Annotated in this window: 25 protein-coding genes and 1 tRNA gene; 10 read left to right on the top strand and 16 right to left on the bottom strand. The window is 73.4% G+C overall.

The genetic code is table 11. The features are described from left to right. Positions 1–12 precede the first annotated feature (12 nt). From HCU73_RS05140 to HCU73_RS05125, 4 genes are read right to left on the bottom strand one after another with little or no spacing between them, the layout of a single operon-like run. Entirely contained in the window at positions 13–510 is a 498-nt protein-coding gene (locus HCU73_RS05140) for a GNAT family N-acetyltransferase (protein ID WP_168622300.1), read from the bottom strand. After that, the gene (locus tag HCU73_RS05135) at positions 507–977 is read right to left on the bottom strand and encodes a DUF2948 family protein (RefSeq protein ID WP_168622299.1); all 471 of its coding nucleotides are present in this window, start codon (positions 975–977) and stop codon (positions 507–509) included. The genes HCU73_RS05140 and HCU73_RS05135 overlap by 4 nt, the downstream gene beginning before the upstream one ends. Continuing rightward, complete coding sequence (murA, locus tag HCU73_RS05130) at positions 970–2241, bottom strand: UDP-N-acetylglucosamine 1-carboxyvinyltransferase (protein ID WP_168622298.1); 1272 nt, start codon at positions 2239–2241, stop codon at positions 970–972. The genes HCU73_RS05135 and murA overlap by 8 nt, the downstream gene beginning before the upstream one ends. A 25-nt stretch (positions 2242–2266) precedes the next feature. Then, entirely contained in the window at positions 2267–2434 is a 168-nt protein-coding gene (locus tag HCU73_RS05125; RefSeq protein ID WP_168622297.1) for a hypothetical protein, read from the bottom strand. Between the two features lie 83 nt (positions 2435–2517). Between HCU73_RS05125 and HCU73_RS05120 the strand changes: the two genes are divergently transcribed. Beyond that, positions 2518–2592 (top strand) — tRNA-Thr (locus HCU73_RS05120). Positions 2593–2800: 208 nt separating this feature from the next. On the opposite strand, the gene HCU73_RS05115 is transcribed toward HCU73_RS05120, so the two are convergent. Continuing rightward, positions 2801–3805 carry a zinc ABC transporter substrate-binding protein gene (locus HCU73_RS05115; protein WP_168622296.1) on the bottom strand — a complete coding sequence of 335 codons (1005 nt, stop codon included), beginning with the start codon at positions 3803–3805 and terminating at the stop codon, positions 2801–2803. A 73-nt stretch (positions 3806–3878) separates the two neighbouring features. Between HCU73_RS05115 and HCU73_RS05110 the strand changes: the two genes are divergently transcribed. The 3 genes from HCU73_RS05110 to HCU73_RS05100 are packed head-to-tail and all read left to right on the top strand — an operon-like array spanning position 3879 to position 5934. Next, positions 3879–4388, top strand: coding sequence for a Fur family transcriptional regulator (locus tag HCU73_RS05110; RefSeq protein ID WP_168622295.1), 510 nt, complete (start codon positions 3879–3881; stop codon positions 4386–4388). Next, the gene (locus tag HCU73_RS05105; protein ID WP_168622294.1) at positions 4385–5134 is read left to right on the top strand and encodes an ATP-binding cassette domain-containing protein; all 750 of its coding nucleotides are present in this window, start codon (positions 4385–4387) and stop codon (positions 5132–5134) included. Before HCU73_RS05110 ends, HCU73_RS05105 begins: the two co-directional genes overlap by 4 nt. After that, on the top strand, positions 5131–5934 hold the full coding sequence (locus HCU73_RS05100; RefSeq protein WP_168622293.1) for a metal ABC transporter permease: 804 nt from the start codon (positions 5131–5133) through the stop codon (positions 5932–5934). Before HCU73_RS05105 ends, HCU73_RS05100 begins: the two co-directional genes overlap by 4 nt. On the opposite strand, the gene HCU73_RS05095 is transcribed toward HCU73_RS05100, so the two are convergent. The 6 genes from HCU73_RS05095 to HCU73_RS05070 form a co-directional block, all read right to left on the bottom strand. Next, complete coding sequence (locus HCU73_RS05095) at positions 5931–7127, bottom strand: CapA family protein (RefSeq protein WP_168622292.1); 1197 nt, start codon at positions 7125–7127, stop codon at positions 5931–5933. The two genes, HCU73_RS05100 and HCU73_RS05095, sit on opposite strands and share 4 nt — an antisense overlap. A gap of 56 nt (positions 7128–7183) precedes the next feature. Then, positions 7184–8395, bottom strand: a complete 1212-nt coding sequence (locus HCU73_RS05090; protein ID WP_168622291.1) for a winged helix-turn-helix domain-containing protein — start codon at positions 8393–8395, stop codon at positions 7184–7186. Further along, positions 8338–10047 (bottom strand): saccharopine dehydrogenase family protein, encoded by a 1710-nt coding sequence (locus HCU73_RS05085; protein WP_168622290.1) that lies wholly within the window; start codon positions 10045–10047, stop codon positions 8338–8340. Before HCU73_RS05085 ends, HCU73_RS05090 begins: the two co-directional genes overlap by 58 nt. 1 nt (position 10048) lies before the next feature. Further along, a complete protein-coding gene (locus tag HCU73_RS05080; RefSeq protein WP_168622289.1) occupies positions 10049–10489 on the bottom strand; it encodes a thiol-disulfide oxidoreductase DCC family protein in 441 nt (146 codons plus the stop codon). A gap of 97 nt (positions 10490–10586) precedes the next feature. Next, positions 10587–12473, bottom strand: coding sequence for an acyl-CoA synthetase (locus tag HCU73_RS05075; RefSeq protein ID WP_168622381.1), 1887 nt, complete (start codon positions 12471–12473; stop codon positions 10587–10589). Between the two features lie 110 nt (positions 12474–12583). Next, positions 12584–14422: an ABC transporter transmembrane domain-containing protein gene (locus HCU73_RS05070; RefSeq protein WP_168622288.1), complete on the bottom strand. Its 1839-nt coding sequence runs from the start codon at positions 14420–14422 to the stop codon at positions 12584–12586. A gap of 217 nt (positions 14423–14639) precedes the next feature. Between HCU73_RS05070 and HCU73_RS05065 the strand changes: the two genes are divergently transcribed. Beyond that, a complete protein-coding gene (locus HCU73_RS05065; protein ID WP_168622287.1) occupies positions 14640–15653 on the top strand; it encodes an alpha/beta fold hydrolase in 1014 nt (337 codons plus the stop codon). Here HCU73_RS05065 and HCU73_RS05060 read toward each other — a convergent pair. From HCU73_RS05060 to HCU73_RS05045, 4 genes are all read right to left on the bottom strand, one after another. After that, positions 15650–16612, bottom strand: coding sequence for a Gfo/Idh/MocA family protein (locus tag HCU73_RS05060; RefSeq protein WP_168622286.1), 963 nt, complete (start codon positions 16610–16612; stop codon positions 15650–15652). The genes HCU73_RS05065 and HCU73_RS05060 overlap by 4 nt on opposite strands. Positions 16613–16680: 68 nt before the next feature. Further along, positions 16681–17571 (bottom strand): NAD-dependent epimerase/dehydratase family protein, encoded by an 891-nt coding sequence (locus tag HCU73_RS05055; RefSeq protein ID WP_168622285.1) that lies wholly within the window; start codon positions 17569–17571, stop codon positions 16681–16683. Between the two features lie 29 nt (positions 17572–17600). Beyond that, positions 17601–18533, bottom strand: coding sequence for a 3,5-dioxohexanoate:acetyl-CoA acetone transferase (kce, locus tag HCU73_RS05050; RefSeq protein WP_168622284.1), 933 nt, complete (start codon positions 18531–18533; stop codon positions 17601–17603). A 106-nt stretch (positions 18534–18639) separates the two neighbouring features. Next, positions 18640–20703 carry a DEAD/DEAH box helicase gene (locus HCU73_RS05045; protein ID WP_168622283.1) on the bottom strand — a complete coding sequence of 688 codons (2064 nt, stop codon included), beginning with the start codon at positions 20701–20703 and terminating at the stop codon, positions 18640–18642. A gap of 130 nt (positions 20704–20833) precedes the next feature. On the opposite strand from HCU73_RS05045, the gene HCU73_RS05040 reads away from it, so the two are divergent. From HCU73_RS05040 to HCU73_RS05030, 3 genes are all read left to right on the top strand, one after another. Next, positions 20834–22210, top strand: coding sequence for an ethanolamine ammonia-lyase subunit EutB (locus tag HCU73_RS05040; protein WP_168622282.1), 1377 nt, complete (start codon positions 20834–20836; stop codon positions 22208–22210). Further along, a complete protein-coding gene (gene eutC / locus HCU73_RS05035; protein WP_168622281.1) occupies positions 22207–22980 on the top strand; it encodes an ethanolamine ammonia-lyase subunit EutC in 774 nt (257 codons plus the stop codon). The genes HCU73_RS05040 and eutC overlap by 4 nt, the downstream gene beginning before the upstream one ends. Positions 22981–23176: 196 nt before the next feature. Continuing rightward, entirely contained in the window at positions 23177–24322 is a 1146-nt protein-coding gene (locus tag HCU73_RS05030; RefSeq protein ID WP_168622280.1) for a TFIIB-type zinc ribbon-containing protein, read from the top strand. A gap of 21 nt (positions 24323–24343) precedes the next feature. Here the strand turns inward: HCU73_RS05030 and HCU73_RS05025 are convergent, their stop codons facing one another. Then, positions 24344–24763 carry an Hsp20/alpha crystallin family protein gene (locus HCU73_RS05025; RefSeq protein ID WP_168622279.1) on the bottom strand — a complete coding sequence of 140 codons (420 nt, stop codon included), beginning with the start codon at positions 24761–24763 and terminating at the stop codon, positions 24344–24346. A 154-nt stretch (positions 24764–24917) separates the two neighbouring features. Here HCU73_RS05025 and HCU73_RS05020 point away from each other — a divergent pair, with 154 nt between their 5' ends. Further along, positions 24918–25844, top strand: coding sequence for a carbohydrate kinase family protein (locus HCU73_RS05020; protein WP_168622278.1), 927 nt, complete (start codon positions 24918–24920; stop codon positions 25842–25844). Continuing rightward, entirely contained in the window at positions 25841–26278 is a 438-nt protein-coding gene (dtd, locus tag HCU73_RS05015) for a D-aminoacyl-tRNA deacylase (protein ID WP_168622277.1), read from the top strand. Before HCU73_RS05020 ends, dtd begins: the two co-directional genes overlap by 4 nt. Positions 26279–26324 lie beyond the last annotated feature (46 nt).

Below are 26324 nucleotides of genomic sequence, written 5' to 3'. Positions count from 1 at the left end.
GCGGGTCTCCCGTCAGGGCGCGTCGAGGTCGCGCACGAGGATCAGGTCGTCGGTGAAGCGGGTGCCGTCGCGCATGGCGCGCGGCATCACGCCCACGCGGCGGAACCCCGCGCGCTCGTAGGCGGCGATGGCCGGCGCGTTCCAGTCGGCCACCTCCAGTTCCAGCTGCACCAGCCCCTCGGCCCGGGCGGCCCCGGCCAGCGCCAGCATCAGGGCGACCGCACGGCCCTGCCCGCGCGCCTCGGGGCGGAGGTAGACGGCGATCACCTCGGCCCGGTGCGCGGCGCGGGTGGCCCCGCGGCGGGCGAAGCTGGCGGTGCCGACGAGGCGGGCGCCGTCGAACAGGCCCAGCGTGTGCATGGCGGACAGCCAGGCGCGGATCTCGCGCTCGGATTTCACGGCCCATTCCTCGTGGGTGGAGCCGAAGGCCCGGGGGGCGGCGCGCAGCATGTCCAGCCGGATCTCGCGGAACCGCGCCCAGTCGGCGGGTCCGAGCCGGCGGATCGTCATTCCGGGTGGCTCGGGGTCTTGCCCGAGGGGGCCGCGTAGGGCTTCGTCACGTCGCGCAGCGTGACCTCCAGCGCCTCGACCTCGACCGCGATGGCGCCGTCGCCGGCCAGCAGGAGGGTGATCGTGCCGGTGCCGTCCTCGCCCGGCGCCCAGTCGAGCGCGAGCAGCGACAGCACGAGGTCGCGGTCGCCACGGTCCAGGCCCTGGGTCGAGACGCGCAGTGCGTCCTCGATCGCCAGCACCGCCTGCACCCGCTCGGGCGCGCGGCCGGGCACCCTGTCCTCCCAGCGGAAGCGGTTCACCAAGAGCGCGAAGCGGCGGCGGCGGCGGTCCCAGCGCATCTCGCCGATCGGAAAGATGGCGTCCTGCACCAGCGTCGAGATAACCTTGACATCATCGCCATCCAGCGCGCGGAGCGCCACCGGCCCCTCGCCGCGGGCGTCCTCGAAGCGGGCGTCCTCACCCATCGCCCTTCACCCGTTCGATATGGGCGCCGACATTGCCCAGCTTTTCCTCGACCCGCTCGTAGCCGCGGTCGAGGTGGTAGACGCGGCTGACCACCGTCTCGCCCTCGGCGGCAAGCCCCGCCAGGATCAGCGAGACCGAGGCCCGCAGGTCGGTCGCCATCACCGGCGCGCCCTTGAGCCGCTGCACGCCCGTGACCCGCGCGGTGCCGCCGTGCACGTCGATGCGCGCGCCCATGCGCATCAGCTCGGGCGCATGCATGAAGCGGTTCTCGAAGATGGTTTCCTCCAGCACCGAAGTGCCCTCGGCGAGGCAGAGAAGCGCCATCATCTGCGCCTGCAGGTCGGTGGGGAAACCCGGGAAGGGCTCGGTGCGGACATCGACGGCGCGGATCGGGCCGCCCTGCCGCGCCACCTTGAGGCCGCGGTCGGTTTCCGTGACCGTGACGCCCGCGGCATCCAGCTTTTCGGCGAAGGCCGCCACCAGGTCCATCCGGCCGCCCATCAGCTCCACCTCGCCGCCGGCGATGGCGGGGGCCAGCATGTAGGTGCCCAGCTCGATCCGGTCGGTCACGACCGGATGGGTTGCGCCGTGCAGGCGGTCGACGCCCTCGATCGTGATCTCGGATGTGCCCTCGCCCTCGATCCGGGCGCCCATCTTGCGCAGGCAACGGGCGAGGTCGACGATCTCGGGCTCGCGCGCGGCGTTCCTCAGCACCGTGGTGCCCTTGGCGAGCGTGGCCGCCATCAGCGCGTTCTCGGTCGCGCCGACCGACACCAGCGGGAACTCGATCACCGCGCCCTTCAGCCCGCCCGGCGCCGCGGCGTGGACATAGCCGTCGCGCAGCTCGAGCTCGGCCCCCATCGCCTCGAGCGCCTTGAGGTGCAGGTCCACGGGCCGCGCCCCGATGGCGCAGCCGCCCGGCAGCGAGACGATGGCGCGGCCGTCCCGCGCCAGCATCGGCCCGAGCACGAGGATCGAGGCGCGCATCTTGCGCACGATGTCGTAATCGGCGGTGTGGTTGTTCAGCCCGTGCGAGGACAGCGCCAGCACCCGGCCTTCGTTCAGCGCCTGCACCTCGGCGCCCAGCGACTGCAAGAGCGTCGTCATGGTGCGGATGTCCGACAGCCGCGGCGCGTTGGTCAGCGTCAGCGGCTCGTCGCTGAGCAGCGTCGCGGGCATCAGCGCGAGGCAGGCGTTCTTGGCGCCCGCGATGGGGATCTGCCCCGACAGCGGGCCATTGCCCCTTACCACGATCCGGTCCATCGCCCCTGCCCTTCCGCCTGCCTGCTCATGCCTCGCCGGGTTCGTCCGGCGTGTCGTCCGCGTCATCCGTGGCGCGCGCCCGCGCCTGCGCCTTGCGCCGCGCGAGGTTCGCCTTGAGCGCCGCCTTCAGCCGCGCGGCACGGTCGTCCGCCGCGGGTTTGCCTTGCGTCTTTTCTGCGCCCTGCCGTGCCATGCGGCCCGGTTTACCCGTCCTCGCCCGGGGCGTCCAGATTGCGCTTGCATGGGGGGGCGGATGCTTTTAAGGAGCGCCACGTCGCTGCCGTAGCTCAGTGGTAGAGCACTCCCTTGGTAAGGGAGAGGTCGAGAGTTCAATCCTCTCCGGCAGCACCACCTTCCCCTTGAAATGCTGTGTGTCGCGGCCCCGCCGGGCCGGCGCGATCCGTCGCGCGCCGACGTGCGGGCGGCGCAGGCGCGGCACCGGCGGTGACTCGCCGATGGCCGGCCCCGGGGCCCGCACGGGTCGACCCCGGACCGGCATGGGAAAAGGCCGCGCCCGGAGGCGCGGCCCGACATGGCCCCGGAACAGGACCCGGCGCGATCAGCCGGCGGCGAGGCAGTCCTCGAAGGCGGCGGCCATGCCGCGCAGGAGGTCGGCGTAAAGGTCGGGGCCGGGGGTCAGGCTGGCGCCGATCGGGTCGATCACGCCCACCCGCACCCCGGTGCCGCCGAACACCGCGTCCACCAGGCCGCGGTTGAACTGCGGCTCGGCAAAGACGCAGGCGATGCCTTGGGACGCGACCAGGTCGCGGATCTCGGCCACCCGCGCGGGCCCGGGGTCCGAGGCGTCCGACAGGCTGATCGCGCCCGCCGCCTCGATGCCGAAGCGGGCCTCGAAGTAGTGGTAGCCGTCGTGGAACACGATGAAGCCGCCCGACAGCGGCGCCAGGCGGCCCGCGATCTCGGCCTCGAGCGCGGCCAGGCCCTCGCGGCCGGCGGCGGCGTTGGCGGCATAGGCGGCGGCGTTGTCGGGGTCGATCCGCGACAGCTCGGCCGCGATGGCGTCAAGCCACAGCGCCGCGTTCACCGGGTCGAGCCAGCCATGCGGATCAAAGGCGCCGTGGGCGTGATCGTCGTGGGCGTGGTCGTCGTGGTCATGCTCCTCGTGGTCATGATCGTGATCGTGATCATGGTCGTCCGCGCCGTGCGCGTGATCGTCGCCATGGGCGTGCTCATGCGCCTCGAAGGTGGCCCCCTCGCGGAAGGCCAGCTGCAGCGTGCCCTCCACCTCCATCAGCTCCAGCCGCGCCGCGCCGCCCGCCAGCGTGCCGATCGCCTCGCCCAGCCACGGCGTCAGCCCCTCGCCGACCCAGACCACCAGCTCGGCCTCCTGCAACGCCCCCGCCTCGGACGGCCGCAACGCGTAGGCATGTGGCGAGGCGCCGGGCGGCAGGATCAGGTCGGGCGTGCCCACCCCCGCCATCACCTGCGCCACCAGCGCGTGGACGGGGGCGATGTCGACCGCCACCCGCGGCACATCGGCCAGCGCCGGGGCGGACAGGACGATCGGCAGGGCGGTCAGGCAGGGGAAGATCGGCGCGCGCATGGGCTCCTCGCATGTGATAACATAACAGGTTGCGGCGCTTGTTACGGGTTATGGAATAACATATCAAGGGGGCATGACGGACCACCCCGCCCCGCCCCCGCCCGAGACCATCGGGTTCCAGCGCCACGACCACAGCGCCTGCATCGCGGGCACCGTGGCGGCGGTGGCCGCGCGCTGCGCCGAGGAAGGGCTGCAGCTGACGCCGGTGCGCCGGCGGGTGCTGGAGATCCTGTTGCAGAGGCACCGGGCGATCGGGGCCTACGAGATCCTCGACACGCTGCGCGAGGAGGGGCTGGGCTCGCAGCCGCCGGTCGCCTACCGGGCGCTGGAGTTCCTGACGAAACACGGCTTCGCGCACCGGATCGAGGGGTTGAACGCCTTTGCCGCCTGCACCCACCCCGGCCACGACCACGACGCGGCCTTCCTGATCTGCAGCGGCTGCGGCGCGGTGGCCGAGGCGCCGGTGGAACCCGCCCGCGCGGCGCTGCAGGAAACCGCCGAGGCCGCGGGCTTCACCATCCGCCGCACCGTGCTGGAGGCCGAGGGGCTGTGCCCGAACTGCACGGCGGACGCCGCGCGATGAGCCTTGTAACCCTTGCCGGCGTCGGCGTCCGCTTCGGGGCCCAGACGGTGCTCCACGACGTAGATTTCCACATCGAGCGGGGCGAGATCGTCACCATCGTGGGGCCGAACGGGTCGGGCAAGTCCACGCTCCTGCGGGTGCTGATCGGGGCGCAGCGGCCGAGCGCGGGCCGCGTGACGCCCGCGCCGGGGCTGCGGGTGGGCTACGTGCCGCAGAAGCTGCACATCGACCCGACCCTGCCCCTGACCGTGCGCCGCTTCCTCGACCTGCCCCGCCGCATCCCCGACGCCGTGGCCGCCGAGGCGCTGGCGCAGGCCGGCGCGGGCGAGCTGGGGCTGCGGCAGATGGCGGACCTGTCCGGCGGGCAGTTCCAGCGCGTGCTGCTGGCCCGCGCGATCCTGAGCAGGCCCGACCTCCTGATCCTCGACGAGCCGACGCAGGGGCTGGACCAGCCCGGCTCGGCCGCCTTCTACCGGCGCATCGCCGAGGTGCGGGCCGAGCTCGGCTGCGCGGTGCTGATGGTCAGCCACGAGCTGCACGTGGTCATGGCGGCCTCGGACCGTGTGATCTGCCTGAACGGCCACGTCTGCTGCGCCGGACACCCCGAACAGGTCGCATCGGCCCCGGAATACCGGGCGCTGTTCGGCACCGGCACGCAAGGGGCGCTGGCGCTCTACCGGCACGAGCACGCCCACAGCCACGATCACGACCACCCGAACCCGCACACCCACGAGGCGGCGGAATGACCGGCTTTCTGGACGATTTCCTGATCCGCGCGACCCTCGCCGGCATCGGCGTGGCGCTGGCGGCGGCGCCCCTGGGCTGCTTCATCGTCTGGCGGCGGATGGCCTATTTCGGGGACGCGACGGCCCATGCGGCGATCCTGGGCGTGGCGATGGCGCTCGCGTTCAACCTGTCGATCATGCTGGGCACGCTGGTGATGGCGCTCGCCATGGCGATGGCGGTGTCGACCCTGTCGGGGCGGGGCCGCGCGGTGGACACGCTTCTGGGCGTCATGTCCCACTCGGCACTGGCGGCGGGGCTGGTGGCGGTGTCGCTGCTGCAGGGCGTGCGGATCGACCTGTCGGCCTACCTGTTCGGCGACATACTCGCCGTGGGGCGGCTGGACCTGGCCGTGATCTGGGGCGGCGTGGCGCTGGTCTTGGGGCTGGTCTGGGCCCGGTGGTCGGCGCTCCTGACCGCCACGCTGTCGCCCGATCTCGCCACGGCGGCGGGGATCGACCCGCGGCGCGAGCAGCTGATCCTGACGCTGGCGCTGGCCGTGGTGGTGGCCGTGGCGATCAAGGTGGTGGGCGCGCTGCTGATCGCGGCGCTGCTGGTGATCCCGGCGGCGGCGGCGCGGGTGTTCTCGGCCACGCCGGAGGGGATGGCGCTGCGGGCCTCGGCGATCGGGGCGGGCTCGGCGCTGGTCGGCATGGGCGCGGCCTGGCGCTTCGACACGCCGGCGGGGCCGTCGATCGTCTGCGTGGCGGCGGCGGTCTTCGCCGCCTCGGCGCTGGTCGACCTGGCGCGGCGGGCCGCCTAGGACGCGCAGGCCGCGCCGCCCGGGTGCTGCGCGGCGATGCCGAAATCGGAGGGGTTCACCAGCCGCGCCGCGCCGACGACGCCGGCTGCGTGGGCGATGGAGGCCGCCCCATCGGACACCAGCGCGGCGGGCGTGACCGTGACGCCGGTGCCGACATAGCGGTTGACCCGCGTCGGCAGCAGGCGCGGCGGCATCGCGACCACCCTGCCCTGCCCGTCGCGCACCAGATCGGTGTAGAGGATCGCCCCCGTGCGGCGGTCGAGGCTCCACTGCGAGGACAGGAAGTTGCCGAGGCTGTAGGCGACGAAGCCGCGGCGGCCATCGGCGGCGGTGATCTCCTCGACCGGCTGCAGGACATGGGGGTGCGCGCCGATGACGGCGGCGGCGCCGGCCTCGATGGCGGCGCGGGCGAGGCGGCGCTGCTGGGCGTCGGGGGTGCGGCTGTATTCCTGTCCCCAGTGCGGCAACAGGATCACGGCGTCGATGGCCGGATCGGCGGCCAGCTGCGCGATCAGGGACGGCACCGAGGGGCTGCCACCGTAGCAGCGCAGCGCCTGCGCGGCGGGGTCGGGCAGGCCGTTGACGCCCCAGGTGCAGGCCAGAAGCGCGACGCGGCCCACGGGCGTCTGCACGGTGCTGTGCCAGGGGCCCGCGCCGCCGCGGGGCACGGTGCCCGTGGCCCGCAGGCCGGCGGCGGAGAGCGCCTCGAGCGTGCGGTCGACGCCGAGCGGGCCGCGGTCGAGCGCGTGGTTGTTCGCGGTCTGGGCCACGTCGACGCCCGCGCCGGCCAGCGCCGCGGCGAAGGAGGGGTGGGCGTTGAACTGCGGGTAGTCGCTGTAGACGCGGCCATCGGCGGGGGGCGCGGCGGTGCCCGCGTCGCGGCCGCCGGGCAGCACGTCGCGGGCGATGGGGGTTTCGAGGTTGGCCACGGTCACGTCGGCGCGGCGCAGGAACGGGGCGACGGGGGCCAGCGCGGGGGCAAAGCCGTCGGGGCGGCCGGCGGCGTCCTGCTGGATCAGGCCATGGGCCATCACGTCGCCCGCGAAGGCGAAGGTGGCGGCGCCGGGGCGGAAGATGCCGGCCTCGGCGCAGATCGGGCCGCCTCCTCCGGGGGCGGGCCCCGTCGTCGGCGTGCAGGCGGCAAGCAGGGCCGCGAGGGCAAGCGGGGCGCGGGTCATCCAGCGCAGGACCATCGGGGGCGGGCCTCCTGTCGGCGTTGGCAAAGCCTCGCCCGGGCGCCGCCCGCCGGTCAACCCTCGGAACCGGGGGGGCGCAGCCAGCCGTCGGCGAACCCCACCCGGTCGCAGCCCGCCAGCGGCAGGAGCCGGTCAAGCTCGGCTTCGAGCCGGCCCTGCCGCCCCTGCCCCCAGCGCACCCCGGCCTCGGGCCAGAGCGCGCGGACCTTCAGCGCGCCCGCCTGCCGGTCGGCGGCCATGTCGATCCGGCCGACGATGCGGTCGCCCTCCAGCAGCGGAAAGACGTAGTAGCCATAGCGGCGCTGCGGTTCGGGGACGAAGATCTCGATCCGGTAGCAGAAGCCGAAGAGCCGCTCGGCCCGCTTGCGGTCGCGCAGGCTGGGGTCGAAGGGGCTGAGGACGCGCAGGCGGCCGGGCGGCTCGGGCAGGTCGGCCAGCCGGTCCAGCGTGTCGGGGCGGATCAGCACGCGGCGGGGCGCGCCGTCGGCGCAGGCGATCTCGGCCTCGGCCACGCGGCCCTCGGCCAGCGCGCGGGCGGCCCAGTCCTTGGCCTCGGCCGGCGTGATCAGGGCCCAGAACGCCGCCAGTTCCCCCGAGGTGGCAAAGCCCAGCCGGTCGAGCGCGCCCTCGCAGGCCCAGTCGACGATGGCCGCGTCGGGCAGATGCGCATCGAGGTGTTCGGGCGGGATCACCCGCTCGGTCAGGTCGTAGAACTTTCGGAACCCCTCGCGCCGGGTGATCGCCAGATCGCCGCAGCGCCAGAGGTATTCCAGCGCGGTCTTGGACGGGTGCCAGTCCCACCAGCCGGTGGATTTCTCGGCCCGCGCCTCGCCGATCTCGGCGGAATGGACGGCGCCGTGGTCGGTGACATGGCGCAGCACGGTCTCGATCTCGGCATGGAAGGCGCTGCCCTGCCAGTCGTTCCAGCGCGCGCGCAGCCGGTCGCGATCGCGGGCGAAGCGCAGGCGCCAGTGCGGGAAGAAGGCCACCGGGATGACGCTCGCGTCATGGGTCCAGTGCTCGAAGGTGGCGCGGTCGCGGTCGTTCAGGCGGCGGAGCGCGTCGGGCCGGTAGGACGGGCGGCGCGACCACAGGATCAGGTCATGCGCGCGGGCCAGCGTGTTCACGCTGTCGACCTGCACGAAGCCGAGGCGGTGGATCAGCGCGGCAAGTTCGGCGCCCTTGCCGGGGCCCGCCGGGCGGTCCGTCAGGGCGTGGGCGTCGAGGAAGAGCCGCCGCGCGGCGGCATTGTCGATGCGGTGCATGTCGGCCCTCCGGGCGGGCATCCTTGGGCCTCGGCGGGGGATTGGCAAGGCGCTTCGACGGGGACGAGCCAGCCGCGGTAGCGCACGATCAGCGCCCCGGTCAGCGGCGCGTGGATCGCCACGTCGAAGCGGAAGCGGCCGTCCTCGGCGGTCTCGCGCGCGTGGCTGACGGGCAGCGCCCAGGCCGGCAGCGGCAGGGGGCCCGCGCGGGCGGCGCTGACCGGGAAGTGCAGGGCGCCGTCGGCGACGGCGAGCCCGAGGGTGAAGGTCACCGGGCCGAAGCGTTCGGTCATCGCGCCGCCCTCGGGGCGCAGGACGGAGCGGAACCGGCGCGGGCCGAAGCGGCGCTCCCACAGCTCACGGTCGCCCTCGCGGCTTTTCAGGACGGTGACGGGCACGTCGCGGCCCGCGGGCGGAAAGCGGAACAGCAGCGCGATCAGCCCGGGCCAGGCGCCGCGGCCGCGGGTGATGTCGGCCCGGCCCGTGAGGCGGAGATCAGCCAGCGTGGCGTGGCTGTCCCGCACCGCCGGGGGCAGGCCGTCGAAGGCCGGTCCGAGGAGCGCGGGAAAGAGCGGCGCGCGCGGGGTTTCGTCGCGGTCGGTGGTGACGGCGAGGTCGGACAGGGCGGCGGCGAAGGACGCCAGCGGCAGTTCGGCCAGCGCCGGGCGCGCGCCGGGCGGGATCGCCGGGGCGTCGCGCAGGAGGGCGCGGACCGGCAGGGCGGGGATGAAGGGCCCCTCGCCCGCCTCGGCGAGCAGCCGCCAGCGCCGGGTCACCCCCTGCCCTGCGCGGCGCCCCGTGACCTCGACCACCATCCCGCCGCGGTCGCTGCCGAAGGGCCGCAGCAGGCTGGCGAGCCGGTGCATCAGGCCGGAAGGCGCGGGGATCGGCAGCGCCGTGCGCAGCCATGACAGCAGCGCCAGCGCCTGGTTCATCACGCCGAGCTCCAGCCCGGCGCGGAACAGCACGCTGCGGGCGCCGAACCGGGCCGGGAACAGCACGAGGTCGGGCACCCCGATGAGCCAGCCGCGGCGGGTGACGCCGCCGGGCAGGTCGTAGCGGCGGGGCGCGGACCAGCCGCGCGCCTCGTCCCACGCGCCGCCGCGCCAGACCCGGAGGGGGCGGCCGACCTGCCCGAGGATCGCGGCGATCACGGCGCGGCCGCGCGGGGCGCGGTTGCCGGGCAGGATGGCGCTGTCGATGCGGTCGATGGTGTCGAGGTCCTCGGCCAGCGCGGCCACCGCGGCCGAGGACAGCGCGGGCACGCTGGAGACCCCGGACAGCGCAAAGCGCCCGGCGGCGCGGGCGGCCGCGTCGAGGGCGGTGATGCCGGCGCAGAAGCCGCAGTCGTCGCAGAGGTCGAGGTAATGCGCCCCCGCGGCGAGACAGGCGCGCGGCAGGCGGTAGGGGTCGGCGCCGTAGGACTGGAAGGGCCCGGCGGCATCCACGACGACCTCGGGGGCGCGGGCGAAGAGCGGGCCGAGATCGCCGCGGCGGTCGAGGGAAAGCGCCTCCGCCCCCAGCTCGGAGGCGAGGCGCTGCAGGGGTGCGGGGCTGCGGGCGACGAGGATCAGGTCGTGGCCGTCCCGGGCCAGCAGGCGGCAGAGCCGCTCGCCGAAGACGCCGGTGGCGCCGAGGACGGCGACGCGCATCTCAGCGCACCAGCCGCCGGGCGAAACCGGGATCGGGCAGCGCGCACATGTCGGCCCGCCCGAACAGCGCGTAGCGGTTGCGCGCCAGCCGGCGGTAGAGCCAGCCGCGCAGCGGCGCCGGCAGGACGGCGAGCGGCGCGAGCGCCCTGCCCCAGCCGCCGGTGCGCCGCCCCACCTCGGTCATCGCGTCGAGATCGCGCCAGGCCATGCCGTCGGCGAGGAAAAGCCAGGTCTCGGGGTCGTCGGGGTCGAGCCCGTAATGGGCCAGCGCGGCGCGGCCCGTATCGGTCTGGACCGGGCAGATGCGGATCGTGCCCGTACGGTCGAGCCGGTGGATCATCCGCGCCCCGCGGGTGCAGAGCGCGCAGTCGGCGTCCATCAGCGCGACCGGTTGCAGCGCGGCAAGTGCGGGGGGCACGTGGCGGGCGAAGGGGGCGGGCATGTCGGCACCTCCTGCGGCGGAGATAGCATGCCCGGGCGCCCCGTCGCCGGGGGCGCGACGCGGGGCCGCGGGGGGCGATCCCGGGCCGAGGCCCGGTCTACGCGGCCCAGGCCCAGGGGCGGGTGTACTGGCCCAGCACCTGCGCCACTGCGGCCTCGTCCACGCTGCCCGACTGGCGCAGGTAGGCGACGAGGCCCAGCTTCTTGTCCTCGGCCACGTGATCGACGCGGGTGGCAAGGCCGGCCTCGGTCAGCGCGGCGTTGTAGATGCGGGTGATCGCGCGCTTGCGCAGGTCGGGCTTGAACACCTTGCCCACCGCCGTCTTTGGCAGTTCGTCGAGGATTTCCAGATGCTTGGGGATCGCCGCGCGCTCGTGGATATGCTCGCGGCACCACTCCATCAGCTCCTCGGTGGTGACCGAGGCGCCCTGCACCAGCTCCACGTAGACGCAGGGCAGCTCGCCCGCGAAGGCGTCGGGCTGGCCGATGGCGCCGGCGAAGGCGACGGCGGTGTGGCCGGCCAGCGCCTCCTCGATTTCCGCCGGGTCGATGTTGTGGCCGCCACGGATGATCAGGTCCTTGGCGCGGCCGGTGATCCAGAGGTAGCCGTCGGCGTCGATCCGGCCGAGGTCGCCCGTGCGCAGGTAGGCGTCGTGGTAGTAGAGGTCGCGGTTCTTGTCGGCCTCGGTGTAGGTGCCGCCCGTGCGCACGCCGGGGTTGGCGACGCAGATCTCGCCCACCTCGTCGGCCTCGCATTCCAGCACGCCGTGGGGCGTGGTCTTGAGGATCTTCACGTCGCAATGCGGGAAGGGCACGCCGACCGACCCGATCTTCTTCTCGCCATCGACGGGGTTACAGGAGACGAGGCAGGTCGCCTCGGTCAGGCCGTAGCCCTCGACCAGCGTCACGCCGGTGGCCTTTTCAAACCGGCGGAACAGCTCCACCGGCAGCGGCGCGGAGCCGGAAAAGGCGGTCTTGACGCTGGACACGTCGGCATTGACCGGGCGCTGCATCATCGCGGCGATGGCGGTGGGGACGGTGATGATGAAGGTCACCTTCCAGCGTTCGACCAGTTTCCAGAAATTGTCGAACACGCCCTCGCCCCGGTAGCCCTGCGGCGTCGGGAAGATGACGTGGCCGCCCGACGCCAGCATCGCCATCAGGATCACGTGGCAGGCAAAGACGTGGAACAGCGGCAGCGGGCAGATCACGTTGTCCTTCTCGGTGAAGAGCAGCGTGTGGCCGACCCAGCCGTTGTAGATCATGCCGGAATAGCTGTGCTGGGCCACTTTGGGCATCCCGGTGGTGCCGCCGGTGTGGAAATAGGCCGCCACGCGGTCGCCGGTGCTGTCGGCAAAGGTCAGCCGGTCGCGGGGATGTTTCGCCACCTCGGTCGACCAGTCGAGCACACGGGCGTGGTGGCCGGTGGGGTTCTTGGGCCGGATGAAGGGCACGATCAGCTTCTTCAGCCCGGTCAGGTAGCGCAGCAGGTCCACCTCGAGCACGACCTGCACGTTCGGCGCGTTGCGCACCGCCTCGGCCATCTTCTGGGCGACGTCGGTCTTGGGGAATTCCTTGAGCGTGACCACGACCTTGGCGTTGGTCTCGCGCAGGATGGCGGCGATCTGCTCGGGCTCCAAGAGCGGGTTGATCGGCGCGGCGATGCCCGCGACCGCGCCGCCCAGCAGCGTCACCACTGTCTCGGTGGTGTTGGGCAGGACATAGGCGACGGTGTCCGTCTCCTTGACGCCCAGCGCGCGGAACATGTTGGCCGCCTGCGTGACGCGGGCGTGCAGTTCGGTCCAGCTCAGCGTCTCGGCCGGGTCCTTGGGCCCCGAGAACATCTGGAACGTCATGGCGTTGAGCCGCCCGTGCCGATCCTTCGTGTTCGACAGGAGCTGGTACAGCGTTGCCGCGGGCTGGCTGCCGGGCCAGGGCAGATCGGTCTCGATCTGCCGCACGTCCGCCAGGCTGGCGAATCTCACCATGGGTCGTCCTCCCTTGTCCCTTCGCGGGCCCCCGTTCTGCACGCGGGGGACCTGCGCCCGGGACAAGCATGGAAGGAACGCGCCCGCCACGCAAGCGGGACGCCGCGTTATTCGGCGGCAAGCCCCTCGGTGAATTGCAGCCGCGCGAGGCGGGCGTAGAGGCCGCCCTGCGCCACGAGGCTGTCGTGGGTGCCCTCGGCCACGATGCGGCCCTGCTCGAACACCAGGATGCGGTCGGCCTGCTTCACGGTGGCCAGGCGGTGGGCGACGATCAGGGTGGTGCGGTCGGCCGAAAGGCGCGTGACGGCCTCCTGCACCAGCCGCTCGCTTTCGGCATCCAGCGCGCTGGTGGCCTCGTCGAGCAAGAGGATCGGCGCGTCGCGCAGGATCGAGCGGGCGATGGCGATGCGCTGCTTCTGCCCGCCCGACAGCATCAGGCCGCGTTCGCCCACATAGGTGTCGTAGCCCTGCGGCAGCGCGGTCAGGAACTCGTGGGCGGCGGCGGCGCGCGCGGCCTCCTCGACCTCGGCGTCGGTGGCGTCGGGGCGGCCGAAGCGGATGTTCTCGCGCGCCGAGGCGGCGAAGATCACCGGGTCCTGCGGCACCAGCGCCATGGCGGCGCGGAAGGTGGCGCGCTGCATCTCGCGCAGGTCGACGCCGTCCAGCGTGATCCGCCCCGAGACGGGATCGTAGAAGCGCAGGAGGAGCTGGAAGATCGTGGATTTCCCGGCGCCAGACGGGCCGACGAGGGCCACCGTCTCGCCGGGCCGGATCGTGAAGCTGACGCCATCCAGCGCGGCGGTGTCGGGCCGCGTCGGGTAGGTGAACCGCACCGCGTCGAAGGCGATCGCGCCCCGCCCGCCCTGCGGCAGCGCGCGGGCCCCGGCCGGGTCGGCCACGCTGTCGACGGTGTGCAACAGCTCGACCAGCCGCTCGGTCGCGCCGGACGCGCGCTGCAGCTCGCCCCAGATCTCGGACAGGGCGCCGACCGAGCCCGCGACCATGATCGCGTAGATCAGGAACTGGATCAGCTCGCCGATGGTCATGGCCTCGGCGCGCACGTCGCGGGCGCCCGTCCACAGCACGCCGACGATGCCGGCAAAGACCAGCGCGATGACGATGACGGTCATCACCGCGCGGGTGGCGATGCGCTTCTTGGCGCTGTCGAAGCTTTTCTCGGTGACGGTCCCGAACTGGTCGGCCGAGGCGCGCTCGTGGGTGAAGGCCTGCACGGTCTGCACCGACAACAGCGCCTCGGACGCGTTGCCCGAGCTTTCGGCGATCCAGTCCTGGTTCTCGCGGCTCAGCGCGCGCAGGCGGCGGCCCAGCACGACGATCGGCACGATGATGGCCGGCACGATCAGCAGGACGGCCCCCGTCAGCTTGGGCGAGGTGACCATCATCAGGCCGAGGCCGCCGATCAGGATCAACAGGTTGCGCAGCGCGACCGACACGCTGGACGAGATGACCGACAGCAGGAGCGTGGTGTCGGTGGTGATCCGGCTCAGCACCTCGCCGGTCATGATCTTCTCGTAGAAGGCCGGGCTCATGCCGATCATGCGGTCGAACACGGCGGTGCGGATGTCGGCGATCACCCGCTCGCCCAGCCGGGTGACGAGGTAGTAGCGCAGGCCGGTGCCGACGGCGAGCAGGCCGGCGATGGCCAGCGCCGCGAGGAAGTACTGGTCGAGGAGTTCCGTGCTTTCGGTCTCGAAGCCGTCCACCACGCGGCGCACGGCCAGCGGCAAGGTGAGCGAGACGATGGCCGTCAGCACCAGCGCGGCGACGGCGGCAGCGACCATGCCCGTATAGGGCGCGAGGAAGGGCCCGAGCGCGCGGAGCGAGCCGATGCGCTTGGATTTCGCACGCTCCTCGGTCGCGCCGGGCGCGGACGGGGCAGCGGGGCTCTGGCTCTGGCTCTGGCTCTGGGACGCGGGCGCGGCCATGCAACCTCCGGTCGTTGCGGGTGCCAATCGGTTACAGGGGTGCGGCGCGCGAGACAAGTCCGCGCGCCCGGGCCGCGCGGTGCCCATCGTCGCACGGGGCGCGGCCCGGGCCTCGGCCATCGGGCAAGGCAAGGGCCGCGCGGGGTCGCCCGCCCCTGTCCCCCGCCCTGCCGCCGCGCTAGGTTCGACCGGGGGGCGGGTCAAAGGGGGGCGCGGCATGGCGGATCACGGCATCTTCGAGATCGAGAATTTCCGGCTGCAGAAGGGCATGACGCTGCCCCGCGCGCGGCTGGCCTACAAGACCTACGGCACGCTGGCGCCGGATGGCTCGAACCTCGTCCTCTACCCCACCTCCTACGGGGCGCAACACGGCGACACCGAATGGCTGATCGGGCCGGGCCGGGTGCTGGACCCGGACCGCTGGTTCATCGTGATCCCGAACATGTTCGGCAACGGGTTGTCGACCTCGCCCTCGACCGTCGCGCCGCCCTACGGGCCGGGGCGGTTCCCGCTGGTCACCCACTGGGACAACGTCGAGGCGCAGCGGCGCCTGCTGGAGGACGTGTTCGGCGTCAAGCGGATCGCGCTGATCTACGGCTGGTCGATGGGCGCGCAGCAGGCGCTGCACTGGGGCGCGATCCACCCCGACCGGGTGGCGCGGATCTGCGCGGTCTGCGGCTCGGCGCGGACCTCGATCCACAACCAGGTGTTCCTGCAGGGCGTGCGCGCCACGCTGACGGACGACCCGGGCTGGACGGGGACGTATTTCACCGAAACCCCGGTGCGCGGCCTGCGCGCCATGGGCCGGGTCTATGCCGGCTGGGCCATGTCGCAGGCGTTCTACCGCGAGGAGCTGTATCTGCAGGCGGGGTTTGCCTCGCTCGAGGATTTCCTGGTGCGGTCCTGGGAGGCGAATTTCCTGCGCCGCGATGCCCATGACCTCCTGGCGAGCCTGGAAACCTGGATGGCCTCCGACATCTCGGACAACGCGATCTACAAGGGCGACCTCGCCGCCGCCCTGGGGTCGATCACGGCGCGGTCCATCGTGATGCCGTCGCGGACGGACCTGTATTTCACGCCCGAGGACAGCGCGGCGGAAACGGCCCTGATGCCCAACGCCGAGTTCCGGCCCATCGAGTCGATCTGGGGCCACCGCGCCGGCAACCCGGTGTTCAGCCCGGCGGACGAGGCGGTGCTGCGGCAGGCCGTGCGCGACCTGATGGACGGCTAGCCGCGGCCGGCCAGCATCGCCTCGACCAGCTTCTGCACCCGGAGCGCCTCGGCCGGGGTGGCCAGCCGGTTGGGCTGGCCGTCGAGCAGCAGGAGAAGGTCGTCGAGCTGCGCCCGCAGGCTGACGGCGCGGGGGTCGGCGGGGCGCTCGGCCAGTTCGGCGAAGGGGCCGCCGTCGGACATGGCGTCGACGTAGAAATCGGTGATCCGGCGGCTCGCCGCGCTGCCCTTGATCGTCAGCTCCTGCCGGTCGGGCTGGGCGCCGCCGACGCTGGCGAGGATCGAGACGGGCAGGCCCGCAGCCGTCTCCAGCCGCGCCAGCAGGTGGGTTTCGCACAACGCCGGGTCTGCGGGGTAGCTGGGCCGCGCCCAGACGACCGAGAGGGGGCCGAGGAGGCGCTCGGAGAAGAACAGGAAATGCGAGATGACCTCGCGCGTCATCCCGCCCTCGTCGCGGAAGCGGAGCCAATCGGCCGCCTTCTGCCAGGCGCGCGGCCAGGAGGCGTAGGTCACCACGATGTCGGCGCCGACGAGATCGCCCATCGCGCCCGTGCGCGCCGCCTCGGCCACGCCGGTCAGCGCGGCGCCGGCGGCCTGGGTGAAGTTGACCGCGGCGGGCACGCCGCTCGCCTCCAGCGCGGCCACCAACGCCTCGCTTTCGGCGATGTCGACGCCGAGGGGCTTTTCGAGGAACACGGCCTTGCCCGCTGATGCCGCGGCCAGCGCGTAGGCCTTGCGCGGCACCGGCGGGCAGGCGAGGTAGACAAGCTCGGCCGCGCCGATGGCGGCCTCGGGCGAGGCGGCGATCACCGCGTCGGGCGCCATGTCATGGGCCAGGGCGCAGGCCGCAGGGTCAGGGTCCCAGAGGGCGACGGGCGTGTAGCCGGGGTGGCGGAGCATGTGTTCGAGCATCCGCCGGCCCATGATGCCGAGCCCGATGATGGCAACCTTCACGGTCATGATCTCGCCCCCGTCCCCTGTGTGCGCGGCCCGAGGGATAGGCGCCCCCGCGCCCGCGCGCAACCGGGTCAGCCGCCGATCTCGTCGCGCCAGTCGTGGCGGGGCTGGAACCCCACCAGCGCCTTGGCCCTGGCGTTGGAATAGAAGCTTTCCCGCGGGCCGAGGGGGCGGCGGAGGGGGACGCCCGCGTAGAAGGTCTCGATCAGCTCGGCGGTCGGGCGGTCGACGGAATGGACGTCGTTGGCGACGTTGAACACCTGGTAGCCGAGGCCGTCGACCATCAGGCAGCGCTCCACCATGCGGGCGAGGTCGCGGGCGTCGATATAGGCGAAGATGTTGCGGCGGCGGAGCGCGGGGTCGGCGATGTAGCGGGGGAAATCCCGCGCGTATTCATGGGGTTCCACGACGTTGTTGATGCGCAGCCCGTAGATGTCGGCGCCGCTGCGGCGCTGGAAGCTGCGGGCGGTGGCCTCGTTCACCACCTTGGACATGGCGTAGCTGTCCTCGGGCACGGTGGGGTGGTCCTCGTCCAGAGGCAGGTAGTCGGGCCGCCGTTCGCCATCGGCGAAGCAGATGCCGTAGGTCGTCTCGGACGAGGCGAAGACGACCTTGCGGATGCCGAAGCGCAGCGCCGCGTCGATCACGTTGTAGGTGCCCAGCGTGTTCACCCGGTAGCACTCGGCGTCGCTGGTGATCAGGATGCGCGGCACGGCGGCGAAATGGACGACCGCGTCGAAGCGGGGCACGCCGGTGCCGGGCTCCAGCTCGTCGAAGCCCGCGTAGCCCGACATCACGTCGTAGACCTGCCCGGCGTCGGTGATGTCGGCAAGGCGCGTGTCCACCCCCGGCAGATCGAGGGGCTTCAGGTCGAGGTTCAGCACCCGGTGGCCCTGCGCGACAAGGTGGGCGACGGCGTGGCGGCCGGCCTTGCCCGAGCCGCCGGTGAAGAGGATGCGCATGGCTTTTGTCCTTCCCTGTTGCGGCCGCCTCAGAAGGCGACCTGGTCGGCGCCCTTGAGGCCGAGAATGGCGCGCGCCTCGTCGGGGGTGGCGACCTTCAGGCCCAGCCCCTCGACCAGCCGGCGGGCCTTTTCGACCTGCTGGGCGTTGGATTTCGCCAGCTCGCCCCGGGCGATCCAGATGCTGTCCTCCAGCCCCACGCGGATATTGCCGCCCATCGACAGGGCCTGCGTCGCAATGCGGAACTGGTCCTTGCCGGCGCCCAGCACCGACCAGCGGAAATCGGACCCGAACAGCCGGTCGGCGGTGCGCTTCATGTGCATCACGTCCTCGGGGTGGGTGCCGATGCCGCCGAGCAGGCCGAAGACCGACTGGATGAAGAAGGGCGGCTCGACCAGCCCGCGCTCGGCGAAATGGGCGAGGTTGTAGAGGTGCGAGATGTCGTAGCACTCGAACTCGAAGCGGGTGCCGTTCCCGGCGCAGGTGCGCAGGACGTACTCGATGTCCTTGAAGGAATTGCGAAAGACAAGGTCGCGCGAGCCTTCGAGGTGGTCGTATTCCCAGTCGTGCTTGAACTCGGTGTATTTCGCCAGCAGCGGGAAGAAGCCGAAGTTCATCGACCCCATGTTCAGCGAGGCGACCTCGGGCTTGTAGCGGGCGGCGGGTTCGGCGCGCTCGGCGACCGTCATGTAGGGCGAGCCGCCGGTGGTGATGTTCACCACCGCCGCGGTGGCCTGCTTGATGCGGGGCAGGAAGGGGGCAAAGGCCTCGGGCGACTGGTCGGGCTTGCCGGTGCCCGGGTCGCGGGCGTGCAGGTGCAGGATCGCGGCGCCGGCCTCGGCCGCGCCCAGCGCGGCGTCGACGATCTGATCGGGGGTGATCGGCAGGTGGGGCGTCATCGAGGGCGTGTGGATCGCCCCGGTGACGGCGCAGGTGATGATGACGGTATCGGACGCGGGCATCGCGGTATCCCCCCCCTTGCGCTGCGGCCGCCATGATCGCGATCCGGGCGGCCGGCGCAAGGGTGCGGGCTTGTCGGGCTGGCCCTCCGCGCCGCGGCCGCGTGGGTCAGCCCTTGCGGCGCGGGGGGGCATTGCCGCCGCGCGGGCCGCCGGGCCGCGGCCTGCCGGGTTTGCCGGGCTTGCCGCCCTTGGCGCCGGGGCGGCCGCCGAGGCGCTGGGACGGGTCGGCGGCCGAGGCACGGTCGGCGCGCGCGTCGGGCTGGCCCTGCGGCGGGCGGGGCTTGAAGGGCTTGCCGCCCTCGGCGCGCGGCGCGTCGCCGGGCTTGCCGGTGCGGGCCTTGTAGGGCGGCTTGGCGCCGGCGGGCTTGCCCTGCGGCTTGTCTGCATGCCGGGGCTTCCGCGGCGGGCGGGCGTCGGGGGCCGGGGTCGGCTCCGCCACGGGGGCCGGGGCTTCGGGTGCGGTTGCGGCGGGCGGCACGGCCTGCGCCGGCGGCGGCGCGGCGGGCGCCTCGGCGGGCGCCGGGCGTGCCTCGGCGCGCGGGGCGCGCGGCGGTTTCGGGCTGCGCGCGGGCTTGGGCGGGCGGGCGCCGCCCGGCTCGGGCGGGCCGTCGCGGCGGGTGGCGCGGATGCCGTCCTCCAGCTCGCCCGAGGGCCCAAGCCGGTTGAAGAACCCCGCGGCGGCGGCCTCGGCGATTTCGACCGCGGTGGTCTCGGCCTCGACCCGGATCTTGCCGATCTCGGCCTTGTCGAGCCCGCCCGCGCGACAGAGGAGCGGCAGGAGCCAGCGCGCCTCGGCCCGATGCGCATGGCCGACCGAGAGGTCGACCCAAACGGCGGGGCCGAAGGGCGCGCGCTCGGGCCGGGGGCCGCCGGCCGGGGCGGTGTTGAGGTCCTCGGGCGCCGACAGGCCGGCGCGGTAGAGCCGCAGGCAGGCGGTGGCGATGGCCTCGGGCCCGTGCTCGGCCATCAGCCGGGCGGCGAAGGCGGCCTCCCCCTCGGTCGCGGGCGCGGACCAGAGCGGGTCGGCCATCAGCCGGGTCTCGTCGAGGGCGAGGATCTGCTCGGGCGTGGGGGCGTGCACCCACTCGGCCGAGATCTTGGCCCATTTCAGCAGGCGCTCGGCCTTGCGCGACGCCTTGTCGGGCACGATCAGGGCCGAGATGCCCTTGCGCCCCGCCCGCCCCGTCCGGCCCGACCGGTGCAGGAGCGCCTCGGTGTTGGTCGGCAGGTCGGCGTGGATCACGAGGTCGAGGTTCGGCAGGTCGATGCCGCGCGCGGCCACGTCGGTCGCCACGCAGACCCGTGCCCGCCCGTCGCGCATCGCCTGCAGGGCGTGGCTGCGCTCGTCCTGGCTGAGCTCGCCCGAGAGGCTGACCACGGCCAGCCCCCGGTTCGCCAGCCGCGCGGCCAGCCGGCTGACGGTGGCCCGCGTGTTGCCGAACACGATCGCCCGCGGCGCGTCGTGGAAGCGCAGAAGATTGATGATCGCGTGCTCGGCATCCTGCGGGGCGACCTGCACCGCCTGGTAGGCGATGTCGGCGTGCTGGCTGCCGCGGTTGATGGTGGTGACGCGCACCGCGTCGCGCTGGAAGCTGCGGGCCAGTTCCTCGATCGCGGGCGGCACGGTGGCCGAGAACAGGAGCGTGCGGCGCTCGGCGGGCGCGGCGCCCAGCATGAATTCGAGGTCCTCGCGGAAGCCGAGGTCGAGCATCTCGTCGGCCTCGTCGAGCACGATGGCGCGGATGTCGGCCAGCACCAGCGCGCCGCGGTTGATGTGGTCGCAGAGCCGCCCCGGCGTGCCCACGACGACATGGGCGCCGCGGTCGAGCGCGCGGCGTTCCTCGCGCGGGTCCATGCCGCCGATGCAGGACACGACGCGCGCGCCCGCGGCCTCGTAGAGCCAGGCGAGTTCCCGCTGCACCTGCAGCGCCAGTTCGCGCGTCGGCGCGACGACGAGGGCCAGCGGCGCGGCGGGCGGGCCGAACCGCTCCTCCTCCCCCAGGATCGTCGGCGCGATGGCGAGGCCGAAGCCCACGGTCTTGCCCGACCCGGTCTGGGCCGAGACGAGCAGGTCGGCGGCGGCGAGGTGCGGGGCGGTGACGGCCTCCTGCACCTCGGTCAGCGCGTCGAACCCGCGGGCGGCGAGGGCGGTGGCAAGGGTCGGGATCATGGGGAAGCTTTCGTGGGGTGCAGGGCGCGCGCACAGGGTTTGATCGCCCCCTAGGCGAAATGGCCGCCCCTGTCGAGGGAGAGGACGCGGCCGCTTGCCCGGCAGGCGCGGACGTGCTGACCTGCGCGCCATGGGATACCACGCAGATATCGAGGGCACGCGCCACGGATTTCCGTCGCTCAAGGCGCTGCTGGCCAAGGCCTCGCCCGAGCGCACGGGCGACGCGCTGGCCGGCCTTGCCGCCGATGGCCCGCTGGAGCGGATCGCGGCGCAGCGGGCGCTGGCCGACGTGGCGCTGACCGATTTCCTCGACGATGTGCTGGAGGTGGAGGGCGACGCGGTCACCGCCCTGATCCACGCCCAGCACGACGCGGCGGCCTTCGCGCCGGTGCGGTCGATGACCGTGGGCGCGTTCCGCGACTGGCTGCTCGACCCGGCGACCACCGGGGCGCAGCTCTCGGCGCTCGCCCCCGGCCTCACGCCCGAGATGGTGGCGGCCGTCTCCAAGATCATGCGCGCGCAGGACCTGATCGCGGTGGCGGCCAAGGTCGAGGTGGTGACGCGGTTCCGGTCGACCATCGGGCTGCGCGGGCGGCTGTCCACCCGGAACCAGCCCAACCACCCCACCGACGACAGCCGCGGCATCGCGCTGTCCGCGCTCGACGGCCTCCTGATGGGCGCGGGCGACGCGGTGATCGGGGTGAACCCGGCGACGGACAGCCTGCCCGACTACATCCGCATCTGCGCGGTGCTGGACGCGATCCGGTCGCAGCTGGAGGTGCCGACGCAGAGCTGCTGCCTCGGCCATGTCACGACCGCGCTGGCCGCGATGGAGGCCGGCGCGCCGGTGGACCTCGTGTTCCAGTCGGTCGCGGGGTCGGAAAAGGCGAACGCCGGCTTTGGCGTGACGCTCGGCATCCTCGACGAGGCGGCCGACGCGGTCGCCTCCCTCGGCCGGGCGCCCAAGGGCGCGAACCTGATGTATTTCGAGACCGGCCAAGGCGCGGCCCTGTCGGCCGACGCCCATCACGGCATGGACCAGCAGACGATGGAGGCCCGCGCCTATGCGGTGGCCCGGCGCTACCGGCCCTTGCTGGTGAACACGGTCGTGGGCTTCATCGGGCCGGAATACCTCGCCGACGGCAAGCAGATCACCCGGGCGGGGCTGGAGGATCATTTCTGCGGCAAGCTCCTCGGCCTGCCGATGGGGGTGGACGTCTGCTACACCAACCATTCCTGGGCCGACCAGGAGGACATGGACATCCTGCTGACCGCGCTGGCGGCGGCGGGGGTGAACTTCGTGATCACCGTGCCGGGGGCCGACGACATCATGCTGAACTACCAGTCCCTGTCCTTCCACGACGCGGGCTTCATCCGCCGCACGCTGGGCCGCCCGCCCGCGCCGGAGTTCGCCGACTGGATGGCGCGGCACGGCATAGGGGAGCCGGGGGTGGAGCTGCCGTCGCTGGCCGACGCGCTGGGCCGGCTGCGGCTGCCCGCGGCATGAGCGGCAAGACCCCCACCACCCCCGAGGCGATCCGCGCCGTGACCGAGGCGCGGCTGACGCTCGGGCCCCGCGGCGGGGCGCTGGCGACGCGGGAGAGCCTTGCCTTCGCGCTCGACCATGCCCGCGCGCGGGCGGCGGTGCTGGCCGAGCTGGACCTGCCGGCGCTGACCGCGACGCTGGACCGGCTGGGCCTGCCGCACCGGGTGGCGACCAGCGCCGCGGGCGATCGCGAGGGCTTCATCCGCCGCCCCGACCTCGGCCGCCGCCTGCCCGAGACCGAGGCCGCCGCGCTGGCGGGCGCGGGGCCCTGCGACGTGGCGCTGGTGCTGGGCGACGGGCTGTCGGCCACCGCGGTGGCGCTGAACGGCGCGGCCTTCGTCGCGGCGCTGGCCGGGCGGCTGGAGGCGGCGGGGCTGACCGTCTCGCCGGTGATCCTGGCGCGGCAGGCGCGGGTGGCGCTCGGCGACGGGATCGCGCGGGCGCTGGGGGCGGGCACGGTGGTGATGGCGCTGGGCGAGCGGCCGGGCCTGTCGGCGGCCGACAGCCTCGGGGCCTACATCACCCACGCGCCGGCGGCAGCGACGCCCGACAGCGCGCGCAACTGCATCTCGAACATCCGCGCCGGCGGCACCCCGGTGCCCGAGGCGGCGGAGCAGGCCGCGCGGCTGATCCTGGCGATGCGCGCCTCGGGGCTGTCGGGGGTGGCGCTGAGCCGGGCGCTGGCCGCCGGGGCGCTGGCCGGGCCGACGGAGCCGCACGGACCGCGCTGACCGCCGTCGCGCCGGGCGCCCTTGCTCCGACGCGCCCGAGAGGGGGCTTCGGGGCACAAGGCGGCCGGCACCCGTCCCCCCGCGCGTCACAAGCGCCCAGCCGCCCCGCGACCCCGGCGGCAGGCAATCCCGCCCTTGATCCGACGCGCCCGGCGCGGGAGAAAGGGGCACGACGGCCGCCGGAGACTGCCCCGCGATGAGCGACACCGACACCCGCACCGCCCCGGCCCGCCCCGAGGACGAGCACCGCTTTCCCTGCGACCAGTGCGGCGCGGACATGCGGTTCGACCCGGCGCGCAACCTGCTTTTGTGCGACCACTGCGGCCACGAGGCGGCGCTGGAGCCCGCGGACGGCCCCTGGGGCGGCGAGGCGGCGGCGCTGGTCGAGCTGGACTACGAGACCGCCATCGCCGCCAAGCTGCCCGCCCAGGAGATGGAGGAAACCCGCGTCAGCCAGTGCCCCAACTGCGGCGCGCAGGTGGAATTCCAGCCCGACATCCACGCCAAGGAATGCCCGTTCTGCGCCACCCCCGTGGTCACCGACACCGGCACCCACCGCCACATCAAGCCCAAGGGCGTGATCCCCTTCAAGCTGACCGAGCGCGAGGCCCATGCCGCGATGACGCGCTGGCTGGGGCGGCTGTGGTTCGCGCCCAACGGGTTGCAGGACTACGCCCGCAACGGCCGCAAGCTCGACGGCATCTACGTGCCCTACTGGACCTACGACGCCGACACCGCGACACGCTACCATGGCCAGCGCGGCGACGCCTACTACGTCACCGTCCGAGGCTCGGACGGCAAGTCGCGGCAGGAAAGGCGCATCCGCTGGACCCGCGTGTCGGGCGGGGTCAGCCGCTGGTTCGACGACATCCTGATCCTCGCCTCGCGCTCGCTGCCCAAGTCCTTCACCGACCGGCTGGCGCCCTGGGACCTGAGCGCGCTCGACGGCTACCGGCCCGAGTTCCTGTCGGGCTTCCGCGCCGAGGGCTACCAGGTGCAGCTCGACGAGGGCTTCGAGGAGGCCAAGCAGGTGATCGAGGCGCAGATCCGGCAGGACATCCGCCGCGACATCGGCGGCGACGAGCAGCGCATCGACCAGATGCAGGTCCGCATCGACGACGTGACCTTCAAGCACATCCTGCTGCCGGTGTGGCTGGCGGCCTACAAGTACCGGGGCAAATCCTATCGCTTCGTGGTGAACGGCCAGACCGGCAAGGTGCAGGGCGAGCGGCCCTGGTCCTGGGTCAAGATCACGCTGGCCGTCATCGCCGCGGCGATCCTGGCCGGGGCGGCGCTGTATGGCTACGCGCTGCTGGAAGACGGCGGGACCTCGTTCAAGTAGGCCCCGCCCGGGGCGTGCGCCTCAGCCCTTCTCGATCGCCACCTTGCGCGCGCCCTCGGGCGCGGTGTCGCCGCGTTTCGGGATCGACAGCACCAGCACGCCGTCCTTGAGCGCCGCCCCGATCCGGTCACCGTCGGCATCGGGCGGCAGGCGGAACGACCGCGAGAAGGAGCCGAACTCGCGCTCGGAAAAGAACCAGGTCTCGCCCTTCTCGGTCCGGGTCGACTGCTTCCTGCCCGTCACCGTCACCACGCCCTCGTGCAGCGTGACGTCGATGTCGCTGTCCGCCACGCCGGGCACCTCCATCGAGATGCGGTAGCCGCCGTCGTCGGCCGAGGCCTCGGAGGCGGGGGCGAACCAGTCGGCGACGCGGGCGCCGAGGCTGCGGAAGGGATCGGCGAGCGAGGGCAGGAAGCCGCTCCTGTGGGATGTCTCGACCATCTGGGGTCCTCCTTTCACTGGGGGTTGAACGGGTCGGCCCGATCCTCGGCGGGCCGGGCGGGTGCGGCATTGACCGACGTCAAAACGGTCTGGCCCGCCGGGCGCGCGCGTCGTAGTCAGGCACGACGGACCGGGACAGGAAAGGAAAGCCGCCATGCTGCTCTGCGCGGGCGAGGCCCTGATCGACATGCTGCCGCGAAAGACCGAGGCCGGCGAGGCGGGCTTTGCCCCCTACCCCGGCGGCTCGGTGTTCAACACCGCCGTGGCGGCGGCGCGGCTGGGGATGCGGACGGGCTTTTTCAGCGGGCTGTCGACCGACCTGTTCGGCGAACGCCTCGCCGCGGTGCTGGCGACGGCCGGGGTGGACACGCGCCTGGCCGCGCGGTCGGACAGGCCCACGACGCTGGCCTTCGTGACGCTGACCAACGGGCAGGCGCGCTATGCCTTCTACGACGAGAACACCGCCGGCCGGATGCTGACCGAGGCCGACCTGCCCGCCCTGCCCGCCGAGGTGCAGGCGGTGTTTCTCGGCGGCATCAGCCTGGCGGTGGAGCCCTGCGCCGAGGCCTACGCCGCGCTGGCTGCCCGCGCGACCGCCGACCGGCTGGTGATGCTCGACCCCAACATCCGCCCCGGCTTCATCGCCGACGAGGCACGGTTCCGCGCGCGGATGGACCGGATGCTGGCCGCCGCCGACGTGGTCAAGATCTCGGACGAGGACCTCGCCTGGCTGATGGGCGAAGGCCCCCTGCCCGAGCTTGCCGCCGCGCTGCTGGCCCGCGGCCCGGCGCTGGTGCTGGTGACCGAGGGCGCCGAGGGCGTGACCGCCTTCGGGGCGGGCGCGCCCCTCAAGGTGCCGGCGCGCAAGGTGACGGTGGTCGACACCGTGGGCGCGGGCGACACCTTCAACGCGGGCTTCCTGGCCGGGCTGTCGGACGCGGGCGCGATGGACAAGGCGTCGGTGCGGGCGGGGCTGGCCCGGGACGTGCTGGAGGCGGCGCTGACCCTCGGCGTGCGCGCCGCCGCCGTCACCGTGTCGCGCGCCGGCGCCAACCCGCCGCGCCGCGAGGAGCTGGCGTGAGGGCGCTGGTCCAGCGGGTGCGCCACGCCTCGGTCGAGGTCGACGGCGCGGTGGTGGGGCAGACCGGCCCGGGCCTCCTGGTCCTGGTCTGCGCGATGCAGGGCGACAGCGCGGCGCAGGCCGACGCGCTGGCCGCCAAGATCGCCAAGCTGCGCATCTTCAAGGACGAGGCGGGCAAGATGAACCGCTCGCTGCTCGACACCGGCGGCGGCGCGCTGGTGGTCAGCCAGTTCACGCTGGCCGCCGACACCCGGAGCGGCAACCGGCCGGGTTTTTCCACCGCCGCGCCGCCCGCCGAGGGCGAGCGTCTCTACCTGCAATTCGCCCGCGCGCTGGCGGCCCTCGGCCCCGAGGTGCAGACCGGCCGCTTCGGCGCCGACATGGCCGTCAGCCTGCTGAATGACGGGCCCGTGACGATCTGGCTTGAATCCTGAGCGAATTGCCTGAAATCTGTGCATAGGGGTGTGACACATCGGGCGC

This window comes from Roseicyclus persicicus (genome assembly GCF_012395815.1).
In the GTDB taxonomy this organism is placed as follows: domain Bacteria; phylum Pseudomonadota; class Alphaproteobacteria; order Rhodobacterales; family Rhodobacteraceae; genus Roseicyclus; species Roseicyclus persicicus.
This window is presented reverse-complemented; position numbering and strand designations above follow the sequence as displayed.

Bases quoted from the DNA above. Each gene is read 5' to 3' on its own strand.
- HCU73_RS05040 (WP_168622282.1), top strand. From the start codon at position 20,834: ATGGGATACCACGCAGATATCGAGGGCACGCGCCACGGATTTCCGTCG.
- HCU73_RS05085 (WP_168622290.1), bottom strand. From the start codon at position 10,047: ATGCGCGTCGCCGTCCTCGGCGCCACCGGCGTCTTCGGCGAGCGGCTC.
- HCU73_RS05100 (WP_168622293.1), top strand. From the start codon at position 5,131: ATGACCGGCTTTCTGGACGATTTCCTGATCCGCGCGACCCTCGCCGGC.
- HCU73_RS05095 (WP_168622292.1), bottom strand. From the start codon at position 7,127: ATGGTCCTGCGCTGGATGACCCGCGCCCCGCTTGCCCTCGCGGCCCTG.
- HCU73_RS05125 (WP_168622297.1), bottom strand. From the start codon at position 2,434: ATGGCACGGCAGGGCGCAGAAAAGACGCAAGGCAAACCCGCGGCGGAC.
- HCU73_RS05135 (WP_168622299.1), bottom strand. From the start codon at position 977: ATGGGTGAGGACGCCCGCTTCGAGGACGCCCGCGGCGAGGGGCCGGTG.
- eutC (WP_168622281.1), top strand. From the start codon at position 22,207: ATGAGCGGCAAGACCCCCACCACCCCCGAGGCGATCCGCGCCGTGACC.
- HCU73_RS05140 (WP_168622300.1), bottom strand. From the start codon at position 510: ATGACGATCCGCCGGCTCGGACCCGCCGACTGGGCGCGGTTCCGCGAG.
- HCU73_RS05110 (WP_168622295.1), top strand. From the start codon at position 3,879: ATGACGGACCACCCCGCCCCGCCCCCGCCCGAGACCATCGGGTTCCAG.
- HCU73_RS05065 (WP_168622287.1), top strand. From the start codon at position 14,640: ATGGCGGATCACGGCATCTTCGAGATCGAGAATTTCCGGCTGCAGAAG.
- HCU73_RS05045 (WP_168622283.1), bottom strand. From the start codon at position 20,703: ATGATCCCGACCCTTGCCACCGCCCTCGCCGCCCGCGGGTTCGACGCG.
- HCU73_RS05060 (WP_168622286.1), bottom strand. From the start codon at position 16,612: ATGACCGTGAAGGTTGCCATCATCGGGCTCGGCATCATGGGCCGGCGG.
- HCU73_RS05025 (WP_168622279.1), bottom strand. From the start codon at position 24,763: ATGGTCGAGACATCCCACAGGAGCGGCTTCCTGCCCTCGCTCGCCGAT.
- HCU73_RS05115 (WP_168622296.1), bottom strand. From the start codon at position 3,805: ATGCGCGCGCCGATCTTCCCCTGCCTGACCGCCCTGCCGATCGTCCTG.
- HCU73_RS05030 (WP_168622280.1), top strand. From the start codon at position 23,177: ATGAGCGACACCGACACCCGCACCGCCCCGGCCCGCCCCGAGGACGAG.
- murA (WP_168622298.1), bottom strand. From the start codon at position 2,241: ATGGACCGGATCGTGGTAAGGGGCAATGGCCCGCTGTCGGGGCAGATC.
- kce (WP_168622284.1), bottom strand. From the start codon at position 18,533: ATGCCCGCGTCCGATACCGTCATCATCACCTGCGCCGTCACCGGGGCG.
- HCU73_RS05090 (WP_168622291.1), bottom strand. From the start codon at position 8,395: ATGCACCGCATCGACAATGCCGCCGCGCGGCGGCTCTTCCTCGACGCC.
- HCU73_RS05020 (WP_168622278.1), top strand. From the start codon at position 24,918: ATGCTGCTCTGCGCGGGCGAGGCCCTGATCGACATGCTGCCGCGAAAG.
- HCU73_RS05055 (WP_168622285.1), bottom strand. From the start codon at position 17,571: ATGCGCATCCTCTTCACCGGCGGCTCGGGCAAGGCCGGCCGCCACGCC.
- HCU73_RS05070 (WP_168622288.1), bottom strand. From the start codon at position 14,422: ATGGCCGCGCCCGCGTCCCAGAGCCAGAGCCAGAGCCAGAGCCCCGCT.
- HCU73_RS05105 (WP_168622294.1), top strand. From the start codon at position 4,385: ATGAGCCTTGTAACCCTTGCCGGCGTCGGCGTCCGCTTCGGGGCCCAG.
- HCU73_RS05080 (WP_168622289.1), bottom strand. From the start codon at position 10,489: ATGCCCGCCCCCTTCGCCCGCCACGTGCCCCCCGCACTTGCCGCGCTG.